Source organism: Mesorhizobium sp. M0518, assembly GCF_040321125.1.
GTDB lineage: Bacteria > Pseudomonadota > Alphaproteobacteria > Rhizobiales > Rhizobiaceae > Mesorhizobium.
The window spans coordinates 44,164-62,676 of record NZ_JAMYQY010000013.1; the positions used below are offsets into that span (position 1 = coordinate 44,164).

Here is an 18,513-nt window from a genome sequence, read left to right on the forward strand (position 1 = left end):
TCAGCGCCCCCCGAACTGGCGCACGCGCGGATCGAGCAGGACGAGCAGCATGTCGGCGATGATGTTGCCGACGATCAGCGTCGCCGACAGCACCATCATGAAGGTGGCGGTGACATAGACATCGCCGACAGCCATGGAGCCGACGATCGCCGGGCCGACAGTCGGCAGCGCGAAGATGATCGCCGTCTCGATTTCGCCGGTCAGCATGTAAGGCAGCACCACACCCTGATACATGATGAGCGGGTGCAGTGCGTTAGGCACGGCGTGGCGCATGACGACAGCGGCGCCGGTCAGCCCCTTGGCCCTTGCCGTCTCGACATATTGCGCGTTCAGCGTATCGAGCAGATTGCCGCGCATGACGCGCATATTGTAGGCGAGCCCGCCGAAAGTCGCGATCGCCACCACCGGCCAGACATGCTTGACCAGATCGACGAATTTGGCCCACGACCACGGCGCGCCCCCATATTGCGGCGAGAAGAATGAGCCGATCTCCGACACGTTGAACTGGAAGACCAGGAGATAGACGATGATCAGCGCCATCAGGAAGCGCGGCACCGTCATACCGAGGAAGGAGATGGCCGACAGCGCCGAGTCGATCCAGGTGTATTGCCGGGTCGCCGCCCATATGCCGAATGTGATGCCCAGCACCGAAGCCAGCAGATGGCAGACCAGCGCCAGGAGAAGGGTGCGCGGCAGGCGCTCTCCGACCACATCGGCGACCGGTTTGTTGTAGTAGAGGCTGTAGCCGAAATCGCCGCGGGTGACGATGCCGCCGATCCAGTTGAGATACTGGAGGGGCAGCGGCTTATCGAGACCATGCTCGATGCGGTAGGCCTTTGCCTGCGCGTCGGCCTCGGCGAAGGAGGCTCCACCCTGGTTGATCGCCTGCGAGCGGATGTAGTCGGCATAATCGCCCGGCGGCGCCTGGATGATGGCAAATGTGGCCAGGCTCAAAATGGCGAGGACCGGGATTGCCGACGCTATTCGCGTGAGCAGGAATCGCAGCATGGACGGTTCGTTTCCTCGTCTCGCCGATCGCGCCCTTGGTTGCGTCCGGAGGTTGGTTTGTCCGGCCGCGCCAGCGGCGCGGCCGGAGGTCTCTCAGTCAGGGAGGTAAACCTAATTCATCGGCCCCTTCTCTCCGGGTTTGCCGGGCAGTTCTTGCGGGAACAATTCGTATTTCGCCTGCTTGTCGGCCGCGACAAAGACCCTTTCGCGGATGATCGAATCTTCGGCCCAGTTGAACATGAAGATCGGCGTGCCCTGCGGAATGTTCGAGAAGCGCTTGTTGACGATCAGCGCGCCGGGATATTCCGTCAGGCCGACATTGTAGACGTGCTCCGTCGAGATCTTCTGGAATTGTTTCATTAGGCTGGCACGCTGGTCATTGTCCTGCGTCGAGACGAACTTGTTGACGATATCGACGAGGTCCTTTTCGAACGGCATCACATCGACCTCGCCGTTTTCCGGCGCACGATGGTCCCAGCTGGTGCGTGGACCGACCGGGGCAAGCTGCACGGTGTTTTGCACCACCGAGGTCAGTTCCTGTTCGTTGCGACGGACCAGCCAATCGAAGCGGCCGGAATATTGAGAAGCGTCGCGCTGGGTGCCGTTGAGCCCGTTGAGCACGACCCGCAGCCCAAGCTTTTCCATCTGGGCGACGACGCCTTCGGCAAGGCTCTTGTCGGTCGTGTAGTCGTTGTTGACCAGCATCACGATCTCGACGTTCTTGCCGCCGGCGGTGCCGGAAGGGAAATTCACGAAGCCGTCGCCGTCCGTATCCTTGAGGCCGGCCTTGGCGAGTTCCGCCTTGGCGCCCTCGAGGTCGAAGGGGTAGTAGACCGTCGAAGCGCGGTCGTAGAAGCTGGTTCCTGACGACAGGCCGCCGGGATAGATGGCGGTGAACGGTCCCTTGACCAACGAGTCGCCGAGCGCCTTGCGGTCGAGCGCCATGGTGACGGCCTTGCGGAAATCCTCGTTGCGGTTCAACTCGCGGATCGCCTGGCCGCGTTCGTCCGGATTGCCCCAGCCATTGGCGGAAAAATTAAAGCGCAGATTGTAGCCGATGAGCCGCGGGCCGAAAGCAAGACGGGCCGGCGCGTTTGCCTCTGCCGCACGCTTCAGCGAGGCGACGAAGTTTTCCGGCTGCTCCAAATTGGAAAAATCGGCCGCACCGGCCACCGCCTGGACATCGCGGTCGGCCCAGGTCGACAGCTTGTAATGCAGTTCGTTGAGATAGGGCAGTTGATTGCCCTTTTCGTCGACCTTCCAGTAATAGGGATTGCGGCGCATGACGATGATGTCGTCCGGCCGGTATTCGACCGGCACCCAGCCACCCATCACCGGCATGTTCATGAATTCCGGCGGGAAGGCATTTTTGAACTGATCATAGGTGTTCTTCGAGTATTTCGGATGCTGCGGCTTCAGGATGTGCGCGGGGCCCGGACAGAAGGTGCCGTAGGCCATGGCGTACAGGTACTGCTTCGGGAAGGCATCCTTGAAGGTCCATTCGACGGTGTAGTCGTCGATCTTCTTCAGCGTCGTGCCGACGCCGAAGGTTTCCGGCGTCGCACCGTTCAGCGGCGAGACGTTGGGATCGACCACCTCGTCGTCCCAGTAGAACATGACGTCATCGGCGTTGAACGGCACGCCGTCCGACCACTTCGCTCCTTCGATGAGGTGCATGGTCAGCTTGTGGCCATCGCTCGACCAATCCCAGCTCCTGGCCAGGTTCGGCAGCGGCTCGGTGTCCTTGGCCTCGACCTGGAACAGCGGGGCGGTGCGCGTCAGGCATTCGGAGAGGCCGATGTCGATGCCGCCCCAGCCTTGCGTCTGACCGGCGCCGTAGTTCCAGCCTTCCGGCCGCCCGCCGATGACGTGGCGCATCGTATCGCCATAGACGCCGATGCCGTCCTGCATGTTGCCTGTCTTGAAGACCAGCGGATCTTTCGGCAGCCTGTCTTTCACCGGCGGCAGCTTGCCGGTCTTGACGTATTTCTCGGTGACCCAGTCGGGCTCGTGATATTCGGGGAGCGGCTTGAACTCCAGGATCGAGTCTCGCGCGACATAGTTGATCTTGCCTTCGGCGGGAAACGGTGTCGGCCCCGGCGGAACCGTCGGCTCGGAAGCGTAAGCACTGAGTGCCGAGACCGAGACGCTCAGCGTCAGTCCGGCAGCAAGGCCGATATTGCGTAAATTCCTCACGGTCTCTCTCCCTCTTGTTTGTCCGGAGCGTTTGCACCCGCTCCGCCTCTCCTCGAATTCAAACGGCTTCGTGGCAGTGGATCCGCCTCCCATGGATCCACCATCACCGCATGAATTTTCAGCCGGCCCGCCTCAGCCGGCTTGCTTCAGCGCGGCTTTTTCGGCGCGCAATTCCTCGATCGAGCGAACGCTGCGCCGTGCGGCGCCCGCCCACTCGCGGGTCTTCACCTGAGATGTCGACAGCCGCTCCCTTGCGGCCGGAACCGCATGGGCATATTGCGGCAGCCAAGCCGCCTGGGCGACGACCATTTCGTCGACCATCTGCCAGACTTCCTCCGGCGTCGAAACCGCGCCGACCAGCGGGTCATGCAGCACGGCGAGCTTCAGAAGATCGATGTCGCCTGATATCGCGGCATGCACCGACATGCGCTGGACGTTGATCGAAGCGATGCAGGTGGCGGCGCAGGCTTCCGGCAACGTGATGCCGGCGGCCATGTTGATGCCAAAACGGTCGACGAAGCCCGGCGACTCGATGATGGCATCCTGCGGCAGGTTGGTGATCACGCCATTGTTTCTGACGTTGAAGTGGCCGCGATAGACGCGGTTGGTCTCCAGCGCCTCCAATATGTGGCTGGCATGCTCGTTGGAGCGCTTCTCCCGGTCGATCGGCTTTGACGCCGCTTCGAGGAACTGCGGATATTCCGTCTCGAACCAGTTTCGGGTTTCGGTGGAATAGCGGAGATAGCCGCCCGTCTCGCCGTGAATCCAGTCGGACATATCGATCCAGCGCGTGATCTCGTCGGGACGTTTGCGGTACCAGGGCAGATATTCGGAAAGATGGCCGTTGCTCTCGGTCGAATAGACGCCGAAGCGCTTCAGGACGTCGATGCGCAGCCTCTCCTGCCTGGAATAGACCGGATGCGCCTCGAAGGCGGCCACCAGTTCGTCCTTGCCGATGGGGCGGCCGTTCAGGCGCAGGTCGATGAACCAGGTCTGGTGGTTGATGCCGGAACAGACATAGTCGAGTTCCTTCACGGACTTGGCGCCAAGCACCTCGGCGATCTGTTCGGCGCCGTGCTGGACGCCGTGGCAGAGCCCGACAGTGTCGACCTTGCCGTATTCGATCGCTGCCCAGGTGTTCATCGCCATCGGGTTGGCGTAGTTCAGGAATTTGACGTTGGTCTCGGCAACCTCGCGGATGTCCTTGCAGAAATCCAGGATCACCGGGATGTTGCGCTGTCCATAGAGAATGCCGCCGGCGCAAATCGTATCGCCGACGCACTGGTCGATGCCATATTTCAGCGGAATGCGGATGTCGTCGGCATAGGCTTCGAGACCGCCGACCCGCACGCAGCTGATGACGTAGCGAGCGCCTTCGAGCGCCTTGCGGCGGTCGGTCGTCGCCGTCACCCTGGTCGGCAATCTGTTTGCCTCGACGATCCTGTCGAGGATCGCCTTGATCATCTGAAGGTTGTGCTCGCTGACATCGGTCAGCGCGAATTCGATATCCTTGAATTCGGGCACGCACAGGATGTCGGTGAACAATTTCTTGGTGAAGCCGACGCTGCCGGCACCGATGATAGCTATTTTGAAACTCATCAGCCGCACCTCACTCCACTTCGAATTGCAGGCAAGGAATGACAATGGGAAGCTGTAGCCACATGCCGCGACATGTATGCACGACAAGCCGGAATCCGGCTCGCCAACCTCCCTGTCCGCTCCTCGACTGCGGATCTGTCTCGCTTTTCGACGGGGATTATGCGCTTATTCGCGAGCGCGACCAGAGAAGGATTATGCTTTCGAGGGTAATTTTGTGCTGCATGATTTAATAACGAACGGACAGTCCATGCGCACGATCTCGCTGCCGCGCGGCCGCCAGCGCCTGCACGCCATGCCGACGAGCACAGGCTATGAAGTGCGCGAGGACGAGACCTACGATTGGGACGGCCGCAAGCGCGGCCAGACACCGTTCACCGTGCTCCAGCACACGATCAGCGGAGCCGGCCGGCTGCGCTACGAAAACCGCAACTACCGCCTGCAGAAGAACGACACATTGCTGGTGCTGGTGCCGCACAACCACCGCTACTGGCTGGCTGGAGACGAGCGCTGGGAGTATTTCTGGATTTCGATGAACGGCGAGGAGGCGCTGCGCATCCACAAGTCGATCCTCAGCGTCTCGGGTCCGGTATTTCGACTGCAGCCGGCGACGATCGATCATCTTGCCGATTGCAGCCTGCGCCTGATCAAAGGCGCCGCTTCGCCGGGCGCTGCTTCGGCGATAGCCTACGAGGCTGCGATGGCGCTCTATGACGATGTCTTCGGCTCCCATGCCTTTGCCGAAAAACAGAGCGTCATGCAGCCGGTCATCGATCACATCAATGCCAATCTCGACAGGCCGCTGCCGGTGTCGGATCTGGTGCAGATCAGCGGCCTCAGCCGAGCCCATTTCTCACGCTGTTTCGCCGAGAGCGAAGGCCTGCCGCCTGCCGAGTTCGTGCTGCAGCAGCGTCTGCAACGCGCGGCGAAGCTGCTGACCAAGGCGGATTTTCTGCCGGTGAAGGAGGTCGCCATCCTGTGCGGCTTCGAGGACGCGAACTATTTTTCGAAGGTCTTCCGCCGCTGCTACGGCATCACGCCGAGCCAATTCCGCACCACCGGCATGTATGCCAATTTAAGAACGCCGGCGAGGCGTGGCGTCAGGGCGCATGATGACGAGACCTGACGCCGCCCCCGGATAAAAGGCAGCCAGCTAGGCAGCGCGCAGACTGCCGCCATCCAGCCATTCGAGATCGGCTTGCGAAAGCGTGATGTCGAGAGCGCGCAGGCTGTCGTCCAACTCATCCAGCGTGCGTGGCCCGATCAGCGGGATGGATGGGAAGGGCTGAGCGAGCACATAGGCCAGCGCAATATGGATCGGGCTCTTGCCCAGTCTCGCGGCAAGTTCGATCGCCCGGTCGCGGCGGCCGAAATTCCGCTCGGAGTACCAGACCCGCACCAGTTCCTCATTGTCTTGCTTGTCCCGACCTGCGCGATCGGTGAAGAAGCCGCGCCCCTGGCTTGACCAGGCGAAATTCGGCATCTGCCTGGATGTCAGCCAGGCCTTCCACGCATCGGTCGAGGAGGTGACGCAGCCGGCCCAGATCGGCTCCAGCATTTCAGCCAGCGAGAAATTGTTGGACAGCGCGCCGGGCTTTTGCTTGCCGGTGCGTTCGGCATAGGCGATCGCCTCATCCATGCGTTCCATCGTCCAGTTCGAGCCGCCGAACGGGCCGCGGATGCGGCCGGCCTTGACCTCACGATCCATCGCATCGACGAATTCGCCGACCGGCACATCCGGATTGTCGCGGTGCATGAAGTAAACATCGACGTGGTCGGTCTGCAGGCGTTCGAGCGACTGGTCGAGCTGCTTGCCGATCACATCGGGATAGCACAGCGGCGAGTGCGCGCCCTTGGCGATGACCACCGATTGCGCGCGCACGCCACGGTTTTTCAACCACTCGCCAAGCAGCTTCTCGGTATAGCCGCCGCCATAGACATAGCCGGTATCGAAGAGATTGCCGCCGGCCTCGAAAAAGGCATCGAGCAGGATCGAGCCTGAGGAAAACGTGCGGAAATCCTCAAAGCCGAGCGCCAGCACCGACGCCGGCTTCGACAGGCCAGGGATCGTGCGCTTGGCGATCGCCGTGCCGCCGGACCGCAAAGGCCGGCCGGAGATGGTGTTGGTACGCTGCTGGGCCTTCTCGATCCCGTATTCGAGGCCGGCGGCCGCCCGCCATTTGTCCAGCACGCGCAACGTGCCGAGGCTTTCCGCCCATGCCATGCCCGGCCAGGCGAATTCTTGGCCGCCGGCGCGGATGGCCTCACCGGCTGCGTCGACCTCGAAGGAATAGACATGGCGCTTCTCGTTGACGCTGATGGTCTCGCGCGTGCCATCGGATGCAATGACGTCGATCTGGCCGAGACCAACGTCGCGGTTGCCGCCGGCGAACCAGAAGTCCGGCACTTCGATGCGGCCTTTGGTGCCGAGGATGCGCAGAACATTGTCCTGGTTGAGCGAGATGCTGCAGGAGGCTTCGGCGACAATGCCACCCGGGAACTGCAGCAGCGCCGAGGCCCATTCGTCGACGCCGGACTGGCCAAGATGGGCAGTACCGACCACCTTGTCAGGCTCGGCGAAGGGTTTTCCGGCCGCGGCGCCGGCAATCAACCGCACCATCGAGACGGGATAGCCGCCGACGTCAAGAATGCCGCCGCCGGCGAGATCGTTGGCGTAGAGCCGGTGCTCCGGCATGAAGCGCGGCATCGCAAAACCAAAGCTCGACTTGATCATTCTGATCTCGCCGATGACGCCCGATCTGATCAGTTCCACCAGCTTCAGCGTCTGCGGATGCAGCCGGTACATGAAGGCTTCGCCGAGAAACGTGCCGGCCTTGCGCGCGGCATGCATCATGGCGTCGGCCTCGAAGGCGGTCAGCGCCAGCGGCTTTTCGCACAGCACATGCTTTCCTGCCTCGGCCGCCTTGATCGCCCATTGCGCATGGCCGGGATGCGGTATCGAAATGTAGACGGCATCGATTTCGGGATCAGCAAGCAGCGCATCGTAGCCATCGAGGATGCGGGCGCGGGGGAAACTCTCGGCGAGGCCAGGCTTGGCGGGATTGCGGGCACCGATGGCGACCAGCTTTCCGGTGCGCGAATCGGCCACGCCACCGGCAAAGGACTGGGCGATGCTGCCCGGTCCGAGGATGCCCCAGCGAATGGGCGTGGTTGCGGTCATTGTCATTCTCCTTGAAGGCTGGAAACGGCGGCCGGTCAGCGCAGCCGCAGTCCTTTTTCGTCGAACAGGTAGGATTTGCGGATTGAAACGGTGATCTCTGATGTGTCGGGGACCTTTGTCGCGTCGCGCTGGATCACCACGTCGTCACCATTGGCCGTTCTTGCGTAGAGGAAACTTGTGCCGCCCAGGTGCTCGACCACGTCGATGGCAACCACAAGGTCGGCGTCGCCCTCTCCGGCATTGCCGAAATGTTCGGGCCGCACGCCGACAATGACCTTGCTGCCGATTTTTGGGCTGCCCATTTCGGGTGCAGCGCCGGTCAGCGGTTGCGTGATGCGGGTCTTCTCCTGACCCGCCAGATCGACCACCACGCCACCCGCATCGTGCCCGACAACCCGGCCCTTGATGAAGTTCATCTTCGGCGACCCGACAAAGCCCGCAACGAACTGATTGTCGGGGTTGTCATAGAGATCGAGCGGCCGGCCGATCTGCTCGATATGGCCGGCGCGCATCACGACGATCCTGTCGGCGAGCGTCATCGCCTCGGTCTGGTCGTGCGTGACATAGATCATCGTCGTGCCGAGCTCCTTGTGCAGCCGGGAGATCTCGACGCGCATCTGGACGCGCAATTCGGCGTCGAGGTTGGAGAGCGGCTCGTCGAACAGGAACACCTGCGGTTCGCGCACGATGGCGCGGCCGATGGCGACGCGCTGGCGCTGTCCGCCGGAGAGTTTTTTCGGGCGCCTGTCCATCAATTCGCTGATGCGCAGGATCTCGGCCGCCCGCTTCACCCGCCGTTCGGTGTCGGCCTTTGGATTGCCGGTCATGCGCAAGCCGAAAGAGAGGTTCTGTTCGACGCTCATATGCGGATAGAGCGCGTAGGACTGGAAGACCATGGCGATGCCGCGGTCGGCCGGCTCGACATCGTTGACCACCTTGCCGCCGATGGCGATCTCGCCGCCGCTAATGTCCTCGAGCCCGGCGATCATCCTGAGCAGCGTCGATTTTCCGCAGCCGGAGGGGCCGACGAAGACGACGAACTCGCCGTCCTTGATGTCGATGCTCGCGCCATGGACGACCTCGAAGACGCCGAAGCGCTTGACGACACTGTTAAGCGTGACCGTTGCCATGCTGCCCCTTACTTGACCGCGCCGGCGGCGATGCCGGCGATGAAATGGCGCTGCAGCAGCACGAAGACGACGAGCATCGGCACCGTCAGCATCACCGCACCCGCCATGATGCCGCCCCATGACACCTTGGTGAGGCCGATCAGCGTGCCGAGCGCTACGGGTGCTGTCATCGAACCCGGCTGGCTGTTGATCAAAAGCGGCCATAGATAATTGTTCCAGGAGGCGAGGAACAGGATGATGGCGAGTGCGGCCAGCATCGGCCGCGCCAAAGGCAGCGCGACGAAGAGGAAGATGCGCCATTCCTTGACGCCCTCGACGCGCGCCGCATCGAAGAGATCGTCCGGCATCATCGAAAAACTCTGCCGCATGAACAGCACGCCGAGCGAATTGAACAGCGGCGGGACGATCAGCGCCACCCAGGTGTTGGCGAGCTTGAAGTCGCGCGCCACCATGATGAATTGCGGGATCAGCACGACCGCATAGGGCAGCGTTATGGTGCCGAGGATGATGGCGACAACCGCGCCCTTGCCGAAAAACTGGTAGCGGGCCAGAGCCCAACCGGCCATCGACGTCAGCAGCACCGACAGGAATGTGTAAGTCACCGCCACCGATACCGAGATGCCGATGGCGCCGACGAAGTTGGTGTCACGCTGCAGATTGTTGAAATTGTCGATGAAATTGCCGTGCGGCAACAGCTCGATGCCGGGGCTGAAGATGCCGTTGTCCGGCATGGTCGAGAACACGACCATCATCCACAACGGAAACAGCCAGATCAGCGCCAGCGGCGTCAGGAACAGATGCAGAGCGATGCTGCGTCCCAATCTGGCTGCGGAGCGCGAACTCATTTCGGTTCCCTCGTCAGCCACAGCTGCGCCAGCGTGATGGCGATCGCCAGCCCGGCCATGGTGTAGGCCACGGCCGAGGCGTAGCCGAAATTGAGCGACCGAAAGCCCTGGCGGTAAAGCAGCAGGCCAAGCGTCTCCGTGCCGCCGCCCGGCCCGCCGCGCTCGGTGATCAGGAAGGGCTCGGTGAACAGCTGCATGGTGCCGATGATCGACAGCACGAGGCAGAACACGATGACCGGCTTCAGCAGCGGCAGGGTGATGTAGAAGAACTGCTTGAGCTTGCTGACGCGGTCGAGCGTCGCCGCCTCGTAGACATCTTCGGGAATGGACTGCATGCCGGCGAGCAGGATGATGGCGTTGTAACCGGCCCAGCGCCAGGTCACCGCGATCATGATCAGCGCCATCGCCGGCGTGACGTTGGAAAACCAGTCGATCTTGGGCAGGCCGATGCTGTTCAGGAGCTTGTTGATGATGCCGAAATCGAGGTTGAACATCAGCCGGAACACCGCCGAATAGGCAACCTCGCCGACCACCACCGGGGCGAAGAAGGCAAAGCGGTAGAGGCCGCGCGCCTTCAAGAGCGGCGAGTTCAAAAGCACCGCCATGACCAGCGCCAGCGAGATCATCACCGGCACCTGGATGACAAGGATGAGCAGCGTGTTCTTCAGGGCGTTGAAGAAGGCCGGATCGCCGATCAACCGGCCCCAGTTGAAGCCGGGCGCGAACCGCCACGGCACGGTACGCGTCGCCTGGAAGGAAATCATGAAGGAGCTGATGATCGGCCATACCCAGAAGATCGCGAAGATCAGCAGATAGGGCGTGAGGAAGCGATAGGCCGTGGCGTTGCGATTGCGCATCTTCCTCCTCCTTCATTTCGTTGCCGCTTCGGCCATGGCCCTCGCAGCAGCGGAGCCGGTTTGCCAGCAAATACAGGTCCCGTGGGAGAACCCCACAGGCCGCGACCAGGTCCGGGCGGCGCAAACGCCTGTCCCGGACCCGGCTTGGGAGGTTATGACTTGACGGGCAGTCCGGTTGCCGCCGCGATCTGGCTTGCGGCATCGTCGAGTGCCGTCTTGGCGTCGGGGTAGCCGCCGGCCAGATACTTGGTCTGCACGGCGCGGACGATGATTTCGGCGTCGCTCTGGAACTGCGTGCCGCGGCTCGGAACAACCTTCGGCAAGGTGCCGAGAATGTCCTTCCACACCGCCTGGCCGCCCCAATAAGGCAGGCCTTGCGAGACATAGGGATCGTCGAGCGCCGAGATCAGGGACGGCACCAGGCCGAACTCCTTCAGCATCGTGATCTGGCCTTCATTGGTTCCGAGCGTGTATTTCAGATAGGCGTAGGCGGCCTCCTTGTTCTTCGACGCCGAGGTGATAGCCAGCGAGGAACCGCCGAGATTGGCGGCGCGCGGCCCGTCGGCGGTGAGGCTCGGCATCAGATAGACGCCCCATTTGCCGTTTTCACCGGCCGATTCCGTGCGGATGGTGCCTTCATACCAACCGCCATAGATCTGGGTGGCGACGGTGCCGGCAGTGTTGTTGGTGATCTTGGTGCTCCAGTCGGCCGATGAGATGATGCCGGCGTCCTTCATCTCCTTGACCTTGGTCATGGCGTCGACGCATTTGGGCTGGTTGACCGTGATCGATTGTCCGTCCTCGGAGAAGTAGGCGCAGCCCTGTTCGTTGGAGATCATGCGGAAGAATTCCGAGTCACCGTTGAAATCGGCATTGGTCATCGAGACGCCTGGGTTGGAGGCCTGGATCTTCTTGCCGGCGGCGATGAAATCATCCCAGGTCTTGATCGAAGCCGGATCGACGCCGGCCTTTTCGTAGAAGTCGCGGCGATAAAAGACGGCCACCGGGCCGGAATCCCACGGCATTGCGTAGGCCTTGTCGCCCACTTCCAGCTCGGTGCGCTTGAAATCGGGGAACTTTTTCTGGTCGTCGGCTGTGTAGCCCAGCGTATGCAGGTCGACGAAGCAGTCGGGGAACTGGCTCCAGTAATTCTCGGCCTCACCGTTCTCGACGGTGACGATGTCGGGCAGCCCGACGCCGCCGGCGGCGCAGCCGGCGATCGACTTGTCGTAGGTTGGCTGGTTGCCGAGATCCTGGACCGTGACCTTGACGTCGGGAAATTGCTTGTTGAAGCCGGCAATGGTCGCCTTCAGCGATGAAGCCGCGACATTCCAGCTCCAGACGGTGATTTCGCCGGATTGCGCGAAGGCCGGGGCTGAGCCCAGGGCAAGCACGAGCGCGGCGCAGGTCATTGTGATGCGCATTGAAATCCTCCCATTTCATTTGCTCTCTCACTGTGAGCGTGGCTAGACTATGCAGTGGGCAAGGCCTGTCGCCGTCAAAGGGAATATGAAATTGGCGGAAAGTAAGATGCCTGAACGGCCGTTCTACCAGCCTGGGGCCAGCAGCGTGGAAGGCCTGCCGCTGCTCCTGCAGATGTTTCACACCAATCCGCTGGTGATGCTCAAGCCGCATTGGCACGCCCAGGTCGAGGTTAATTTCATCGTGCGCGGCAGCGTGCATTACCGGATGAACGACTACGAGATTTCGCTGTCAGCCGGCGAGATGTGCCTGTTCTGGGGTGGCCTGCCGCACCAGATGGACGATTTGTCCGACGACGCCATCTATGCCGGGGCGCATCTGCCGCTGGTGCATTTCTTCCGGCTGCACCTGCCCACTGACATAAGGCACCGGCTGATGACGGGCGCGACACTGGTGACATCAGCCACCGACCAGTCCGACAACCATAATTTCGAGCGCTGGAACCGCTACGCCCGGTCCGGCGACCAGGCCAAGGCCGAACATGCCGTCAACGAATTGCTGCTGCGGCTGGAGCGGGTGCGGTTCGAGCCCTACCGGCTGGTATCCGCAACTCCGACCGACCAGGAAACAGGCAGCCCCTTCGACCAGCAATCGTCGCGCAATGTCGGACGCATGTGCGATTTCATCGCCGAAAACTTCCTCTACGACATCGATTGCGTGAACATCGCGGCGGCCGCCGACATCCATCCCAAATATGCCATGAGCCTGTTCAAGAAATCCACCGGCATGACGCTCAACGAGTATGTGAATCTGTTGCGGCTGAGCTATGCGCAGGCGCTTTTGATGCATCAGGACGCCAATGTGCTGCGCGTCGCCATGGATTCAGGCTTCGGCTCGCTCAGCGCCTTCAACAAGTCGTTCCGCAAGCTCGCCGGCATGTCGCCCTCCGATTTTCGCCGCGGCGTGACCGGCGTCAGATAGGCGGCGGCGACCAGTGGCGCGTCTGAGCCGCAAATGCATTGGTGCGCCTCGATCGCCGGCTAAAGGCAGTGCCACGGCATGTCAGCCGGCAATAGCGGCACGGACAGGGATGGCGAAGGCCGCATCGTGCCATGCCGTGCCCGATTCCGGCCTGCAAGCGGCATGGAAACCGGGGCACCGCACGGCATCGCTTTTCCTGCCCGAAATCGCCCACTAGGCGCTGGACAGGCCGAATTCCCGTGCTATAACCCACGCGCTTTCAAGGGGCGCCCACGGCGCCTCGATGAAATCCGGTCAACGCGTTTTCGTTTGCCGGAACAGGCCCAGATAGCTCAGTTGGTAGAGCAGCGGACTGAAAATCCGCGTGTCGGTGGTTCGAATCCGCCTCTGGGCACCATCCCCTCTTCTCCCTACACTCTTTTTCGCCGAAGCATCTACGCCTCCGGTTCGGCAACTAGCTGAAATCCTTATTTATTTCGGCGCATAGAGCGCAAACGGTCGGGTTTAGTGGAATTTTCGGCGCAGTTGGTCCAACGAGGCGGGGGGCTGGTATTTTCGCTGGTATCGGAGATCCTGATGGTATCGATGCAGCCAAATGGAAGTCCCGAAAATGGCCCTTTCCGACGTAAAATGCCGAAATGCCCGACCCGCTTCCAAGCTCGTGAAATTGTCTGACGGTGGGGGGCTCCAGCTTTGGGTGCAGCCTACCGGATCTCGCCTATGGCGGGTCGCCTACCGCTTTGACGGCAAGCAGAAACTGCTAGCGCTGGGCAGCTATCCCCTTATCTCTCTCGCCGAGGCGCGGGAGGCGCGCGATACCGCCAAACGTCTCCTCCTACGTGGCATCGACCCCGCACAGGAGCGTAAGTCGCAAAAGGCTTCGGCAGAAGACACCTTTCGCTCAATCGCGGAGGACTATGTCGACAAGCTGAAGAAGGAAGGACGTGCCGACCGGACCATCACCAAGGTCAAATGGTTGCTCGACTTTGCATATCCAACGTTTGGGGACAAAAGCGTTCGGGAGATCGATCCGGCCACAATTCTTGCCGCTCTCCGCAGCGTGGAGGTTCGCGGTCGATACGAGTCGGCCAGGCGACTGCGCTCCACCATCGGCAGCGTGTTTCGATATGCAATCGCAACCGCACGCGCCGATGTAGATCCGACGTTCGCCCTGAGGGGAGCACTCGTCGGTCCGACTGTCACGCCGCGTGCCGCGGTTACCGATCCGAAGGCCTTGGGAGGCTTGCTGAGGGCAATTAATGCATTTGACGGACAGCCTACAACGCGAGCCGCCCTGAAGCTGATGGCCTTGCTGTTCCCCCGCCCCGGCGAGTTGCGCGCGGCCGGATGGGAGGAGTTCGATTTCGAAAGTTCGATGTGGAGCATTCCTGCAGGACGCATGAAGATGCGACGGCCGCACCGCGTGCCTCTTTCTAGGCAGGCCGTCAGCGTCCTGACCTCACTTAGAGAAATCTCTGGTGGTGGATCGCTGTTGTTTCCTAGTGTTCGATCGGGTTCGCGTCCGATTTCCGACAACACGCTTAACGCCGCGCTGCGTCGTATGGGTTACGGCAAGGAAGAAGCTACCGCGCATGGTTTTCGAGCAACGGCATCAACTCTGCTGAACGAATGCGGAAAGTGGCATCCCGACGCCATAGAGCGGCAACTGGCCCACATTGAGAACAACGACGTTCGTCGCGCCTACGCCCGGGCAGAGCACTGGGATGAGCGCGTCAAGATGATGCAATGGTGGGCCGACTATTTGGATGAACTCGAGAGCAAAAACGTGCGGGTGATCTCAATCGGGGGACGCCGCAAGCCTGCTGTCCATGCACCAACGCGACCGTCCACTTTGAACCCAACAGCGGCGGTTCATCAAACGCCGATACAAATCTCCAGTCGCCGAAAATCGTGCTGACCGTCGAACACCGCCCAAACACACCAGCAAATGCCCCCCAGAGGATCATTCTCTCTACATGAAATCAATACAGAGGGCTGGTTTGGGGCCGCGGAACGAACCCGCTGCGCGGGAGGGCGCCTGCGGTTGAGGTAGAGATCAAGAGCCGATCGTCGCGCTCGCATTGAGGGTAGTTCGGCAGCGGCAGAGCATCACGGGCTTCTTCAACAAGGAGCCTGACCATGCCCTATCCTGTTCTTGATGCCCCCATCAGTCCACTTCGTCAGCGGCTGATCGACGACATGAACATGCGGCGTTTCTCACGCGAGACGCAGCGCAACTATCTCCGCGATATCGGGCGCCTGGCGACATTCCTCGGGCGGTCGCCAGACACCGCTACCGCCGACGACCTGCGCAGGTTCCAGATCGAGCAGCAGGAAGGCGGCGTCCCGTGCCGACGATGAACAGCATCGTGTCGGCGCTGCGCTTCTTCTTCAGCCAAACGCTCGACCGCCCGGACCTGGCGCGTCGGCTCGTCCGGCTGTCGCATCCGCGCAACCTGCCCGTGGTGCTCAGTCGCGACGAGGTGGCCCGGCTGCTCAACGCCACCACCTGCCTCAAGCACCAGGCAGCACTGTCGGTTGCCTATGGCGCGGGCCTGCGTGTCGCCGAGGTGTCGATGCTGAAGGTTGCCGACGTCGACAGCGAGCGCATGCTGCTGCGCGTCGAGCGCGGCAAGGGCGGGCGCTATCGCAACGCCATGCTCTCGGAGGACCTGCTCACGCTTCTGCGTGAGTGGTGGAAGGTCGGACGTCAGCAGGGCGTGATGCACCGCGACGGCTGGCTGTTCCCCGGACAGCACGCGATGAAGCCGATCAGCACGCGGCAGCTCTATCGCATCGTCGTCGAGGCGGCCCGGGCCGCCGACATCGCCAAGCGCGTCGGGCCGCACACGCTGCGTCACAGCTTCGCCACCCACCTGCTGGAGGACGGCACCGACATCCGCATCATCCAGGTCCTGCTCGGGCATGCCAAGCTCAACAACACCGCCCTTTACGCGAAGGTGGCGACCCGGACGGTACGTGCCGTCACGAGCCCGCTCGACAAGCTTGGCCTCTTCAAGCCGGAAGAGATCTCACCCGACGGCTGAGCGTGCGCGCTTCGATCGAGGTTGCCGACATCTTCCGTGCTGCCGGGCCCGCCTACCGGGCCGCCCATGCAGGGCATCTGACACTGCAGCAGCTCAAGGTCATGTCGGCGATCGAGCACTGCCGCACCGCGGCCCTTGGCGGTCACGTGGAGGCCTGCGAGGACTGCGGCCAGTGGCGCGTCGCCTACAACTCCTGCCGCAACCGGCACTGTCCGAAGTGCCAGGGTGCCACGGCGCGGACATGGCTTGCCGAGCGCGAGGCCGACCTGCTGCCGGTCGGCTACTTCCACGTCGTGTTCACGCTGCCGGCCGAGGTCGCCGACATCGCCTTCCACAACAAGGCGGCGGTCTACGACCTGCTGTTGCGTGTGGCATCGGAGACGATGCTGACCATCGCGGCAGATCCCAAGCATCTCGGCGCGCGCATCGGCATCACCGCAGTGCTCCATACCTGGGGCTCGGCGATGACACACCATCCGCACGTGCACATGATCGTGCCGGGCGGCGGCATCTCGCCGGACGGAAGCCGGTGGATATCGTCGCGTCCGGCCTTCCTGCTGCCGGTGCGCGTGCTCGGCAAGCTGTTCCGCCGCCTGTTCCTGACCCGGTTGGTCGCGCGGCACGACGCTGGCCGGCTCGCCTTCTTCGGCGCAATTGCTCATCTCGCGGAACGGCGCGCATTCCTGCGCCACCTGTCGCCGGTCCGGAAGAAGCGCTGGGTGGTCTACGCCAAGGCGCCCTTCGCCGGGCCGGAGGCGGTGCTCGCCTATCTGTCGCGCTACACGCACCGGGTCGCCATCTCGAACCGCCGCCTCATCCGGTTCGACGAGACCGGCGTCACCTTCCACTACAAGGACTACCGTCGCAACGGCGCCGACCGGCAGCAGGTCATGACACTCGCCACAGACGAGTTCATTCGCCGGTTCCTGCTCCATGTCCTGCCGCGCGGCTTCCATCGCATCCGCCACTACGGCCTGCTCGCAAGCGGCTCTCGCAAGGACTGCCTCGCACTAGCGCGCCAACTGCTCGCGGCCCCGCCTCCCGCCACGAACGATCCATCGGCGGAACCAGACAACTTCCGTCCGCCATGCCCATGCTGCGGCGGCCGCATGATCGTGATCGAGGTGTTCGAACGGTGGAGGCAGCCGCGCGGACCGCCGAACGCATCGGGACCGGACCGGGGGAGCTGTCCATGACCCGGCATGGTATGGTCCAGCCTTCAGCCGCAGGCACTCAGCCTCCGGCAACGGATCCACCCGTCTCTATCGTGATCATCGGCACCGAACGGGTCGCGTCCGGCCGCGCGACGCGCCGACGATACCGCGTGGCTGATAGGCGAAGCGGTCCGTCCGCATCAAACCCGCCGCTTCCCGGCGGCGGTCGCGCCATCGCCGACATCTGCCGAAAATCGAAATCCCCATAGCCATCGCCCGTGGCCCGCGGGTTCCTTCCTCGGGGACTTTCGTACGCCTGCCGGCGCCCGAAACTCTTCACGGAAGCGGACTGACCGCTTTTGGGGGTGGCATTGCAGTTACCTGCCATCGATCGATTTGAAAGTCGCGTCGCCTCGACGTCGAAGCAAAGCCGCCGTCGCTTCGCAATCCGGCCGCCATGAGCCGTGCGACTAGCCAGGACGTATGATGGTTATACCAATCCACTCAATTTGGAGGCGGCATCGACAAGTCGGGAACTCTTCAAATGGCCTGGGAAGTTGCGTGCGAGGTAGCGCACCACCTTGGAATTATCCATCAGCCGGTCAAAAAAGCGGCCGGCTGCCAGCAGTTCCAGGCTCACGGAGCCACGTCGTTCCGCGGCGCTCGCTCCTCCTCACGAGGTCGTTGTGTAATCGGCGAGCTACGATCCCAATGAAGAGGATTTGGCGATGTCCGTCGTCCAGCTCACCAGTACATTTCTAAAGACTTGAAGCGTTCCCTGCGCGACCAATGTCAGGCAGGCTCGGTTCACCACACCGAGGCAATCGCCAGCGGTTGCGGGTACAATACCCAGGCTGCACTCCGATCTGCCTTGAACAGCGGGGCAGAGGGACACTACGTCCGTTTCGATGAAGCAAGATTTCGTCGAAGATTGCAGCAGCTCGCCGGCACTGCAGGGCCTGAAGCGATCGAGCTGCCGTCACTGGCCGCTTCAGCTCGCTACGTCAGTGGGATGTTCAATGACCCTGCATTCCAGATCGTGGAGATGTACCTAGCCGGGCGCGGTTTCGCCTGGTGGGGATTGATACCTTGATTG

At 62.3% G+C, this 18,513-nt stretch carries 12 protein-coding genes, 1 tRNA gene and 2 pseudogenes; 6 read left to right on the forward strand and 9 right to left on the reverse strand.

The annotated features are described in order from the left end of the window. The 3 genes from NKI66_RS19440 to NKI66_RS19450 all read right to left on the reverse strand — a co-directional run bounded on the left by NKI66_RS19440 (nucleotide 1) and on the right by NKI66_RS19450 (nucleotide 4,803). On the reverse strand, nucleotides 1-1,008 hold the full coding sequence (locus tag NKI66_RS19440) for an ABC transporter permease (RefSeq protein ID WP_352752596.1): 1,008 nt from the start codon (nucleotides 1,006-1,008) through the stop codon (nucleotides 1-3). 111 nt (nucleotides 1,009-1,119) lie between these two features. Further along, nucleotides 1,120-3,204, reverse strand: a complete 2,085-nt coding sequence (locus NKI66_RS19445; RefSeq protein ID WP_352752597.1) for an ABC transporter substrate-binding protein — start codon at nucleotides 3,202-3,204, stop codon at nucleotides 1,120-1,122. A gap of 132 nt (nucleotides 3,205-3,336) precedes the next feature. Further along, nucleotides 3,337-4,803, reverse strand: coding sequence for an alpha-glucosidase/alpha-galactosidase (locus tag NKI66_RS19450; RefSeq protein ID WP_352752599.1), 1,467 nt, complete (start codon nucleotides 4,801-4,803; stop codon nucleotides 3,337-3,339). Nucleotides 4,804-4,879: 76 nt separating this feature from the next. On the opposite strand from NKI66_RS19450, the gene NKI66_RS19455 reads away from it, so the two are divergent. After that, nucleotides 4,880-5,926 (forward strand): AraC family ligand binding domain-containing protein, encoded by a 1,047-nt coding sequence (locus tag NKI66_RS19455; protein WP_502900947.1) that lies wholly within the window; start codon nucleotides 4,880-4,882, stop codon nucleotides 5,924-5,926. A 27-nt stretch (nucleotides 5,927-5,953) separates the two neighbouring features. On the opposite strand, the gene NKI66_RS19460 is transcribed toward NKI66_RS19455, so the two are convergent. The 5 genes from NKI66_RS19460 to NKI66_RS19480 all read right to left on the reverse strand — a co-directional run bounded on the left by NKI66_RS19460 (nucleotide 5,954) and on the right by NKI66_RS19480 (nucleotide 12,237). Then, a complete protein-coding gene (locus NKI66_RS19460; protein WP_352752603.1) occupies nucleotides 5,954-7,981 on the reverse strand; it encodes an aldo/keto reductase in 2,028 nt (675 codons plus the stop codon). A gap of 35 nt (nucleotides 7,982-8,016) precedes the next feature. Then, nucleotides 8,017-9,111 carry an ABC transporter ATP-binding protein gene (locus NKI66_RS19465; RefSeq protein ID WP_023809270.1) on the reverse strand — a complete coding sequence of 365 codons (1,095 nt, stop codon included), beginning with the start codon at nucleotides 9,109-9,111 and terminating at the stop codon, nucleotides 8,017-8,019. Between the two features lie 8 nt (nucleotides 9,112-9,119). Further along, entirely contained in the window at nucleotides 9,120-9,956 is an 837-nt protein-coding gene (locus NKI66_RS19470) for a carbohydrate ABC transporter permease (RefSeq protein WP_023809271.1), read from the reverse strand. Further along, nucleotides 9,953-10,813 (reverse strand): carbohydrate ABC transporter permease, encoded by an 861-nt coding sequence (locus NKI66_RS19475; RefSeq protein WP_023809272.1) that lies wholly within the window; start codon nucleotides 10,811-10,813, stop codon nucleotides 9,953-9,955. Before NKI66_RS19475 ends, NKI66_RS19470 begins: the two co-directional genes overlap by 4 nt. Before the next feature lie 152 nt (nucleotides 10,814-10,965). Beyond that, the gene (locus NKI66_RS19480; protein WP_352752605.1) at nucleotides 10,966-12,237 is read right to left on the reverse strand and encodes an extracellular solute-binding protein; all 1,272 of its coding nucleotides are present in this window, start codon (nucleotides 12,235-12,237) and stop codon (nucleotides 10,966-10,968) included. Between the two features lie 85 nt (nucleotides 12,238-12,322). Between NKI66_RS19480 and NKI66_RS19485 the strand changes: the two genes are divergently transcribed. The 5 genes and pseudogenes from NKI66_RS19485 to NKI66_RS19505 all read left to right on the forward strand — a co-directional run bounded on the left by NKI66_RS19485 (nucleotide 12,323) and on the right by NKI66_RS19505 (nucleotide 17,459). Then, nucleotides 12,323-13,216 carry a helix-turn-helix domain-containing protein gene (locus tag NKI66_RS19485; RefSeq protein ID WP_352441093.1) on the forward strand — a complete coding sequence of 298 codons (894 nt, stop codon included), beginning with the start codon at nucleotides 12,323-12,325 and terminating at the stop codon, nucleotides 13,214-13,216. 321 nt (nucleotides 13,217-13,537) lie between these two features. Beyond that, nucleotides 13,538-13,613, forward strand: a tRNA-Phe gene (locus tag NKI66_RS19490). 213 nt (nucleotides 13,614-13,826) lie between these two features. Further along, nucleotides 13,827-15,134: a tyrosine-type recombinase/integrase gene (locus tag NKI66_RS19495; protein WP_352752607.1), complete on the forward strand. Its 1,308-nt coding sequence runs from the start codon at nucleotides 13,827-13,829 to the stop codon at nucleotides 15,132-15,134. A gap of 221 nt (nucleotides 15,135-15,355) precedes the next feature. Further along, nucleotides 15,356-16,263: pseudogene (locus NKI66_RS19500) on the forward strand (tyrosine-type recombinase/integrase). Nucleotides 16,264-16,265: 2 nt separating this feature from the next. Beyond that, complete coding sequence (locus tag NKI66_RS19505; protein ID WP_352752609.1) at nucleotides 16,266-17,459, forward strand: IS91 family transposase; 1,194 nt, start codon at nucleotides 16,266-16,268, stop codon at nucleotides 17,457-17,459. Between the two features lie 448 nt (nucleotides 17,460-17,907). Here NKI66_RS19505 and NKI66_RS19510 read toward each other — a convergent pair. Further along, nucleotides 17,908-18,069: pseudogene (locus NKI66_RS19510) on the reverse strand (plasmid partitioning protein RepB C-terminal domain-containing protein); the annotation flags it as partial. Between the last annotated feature and the right edge of the window lie 444 nt (nucleotides 18,070-18,513).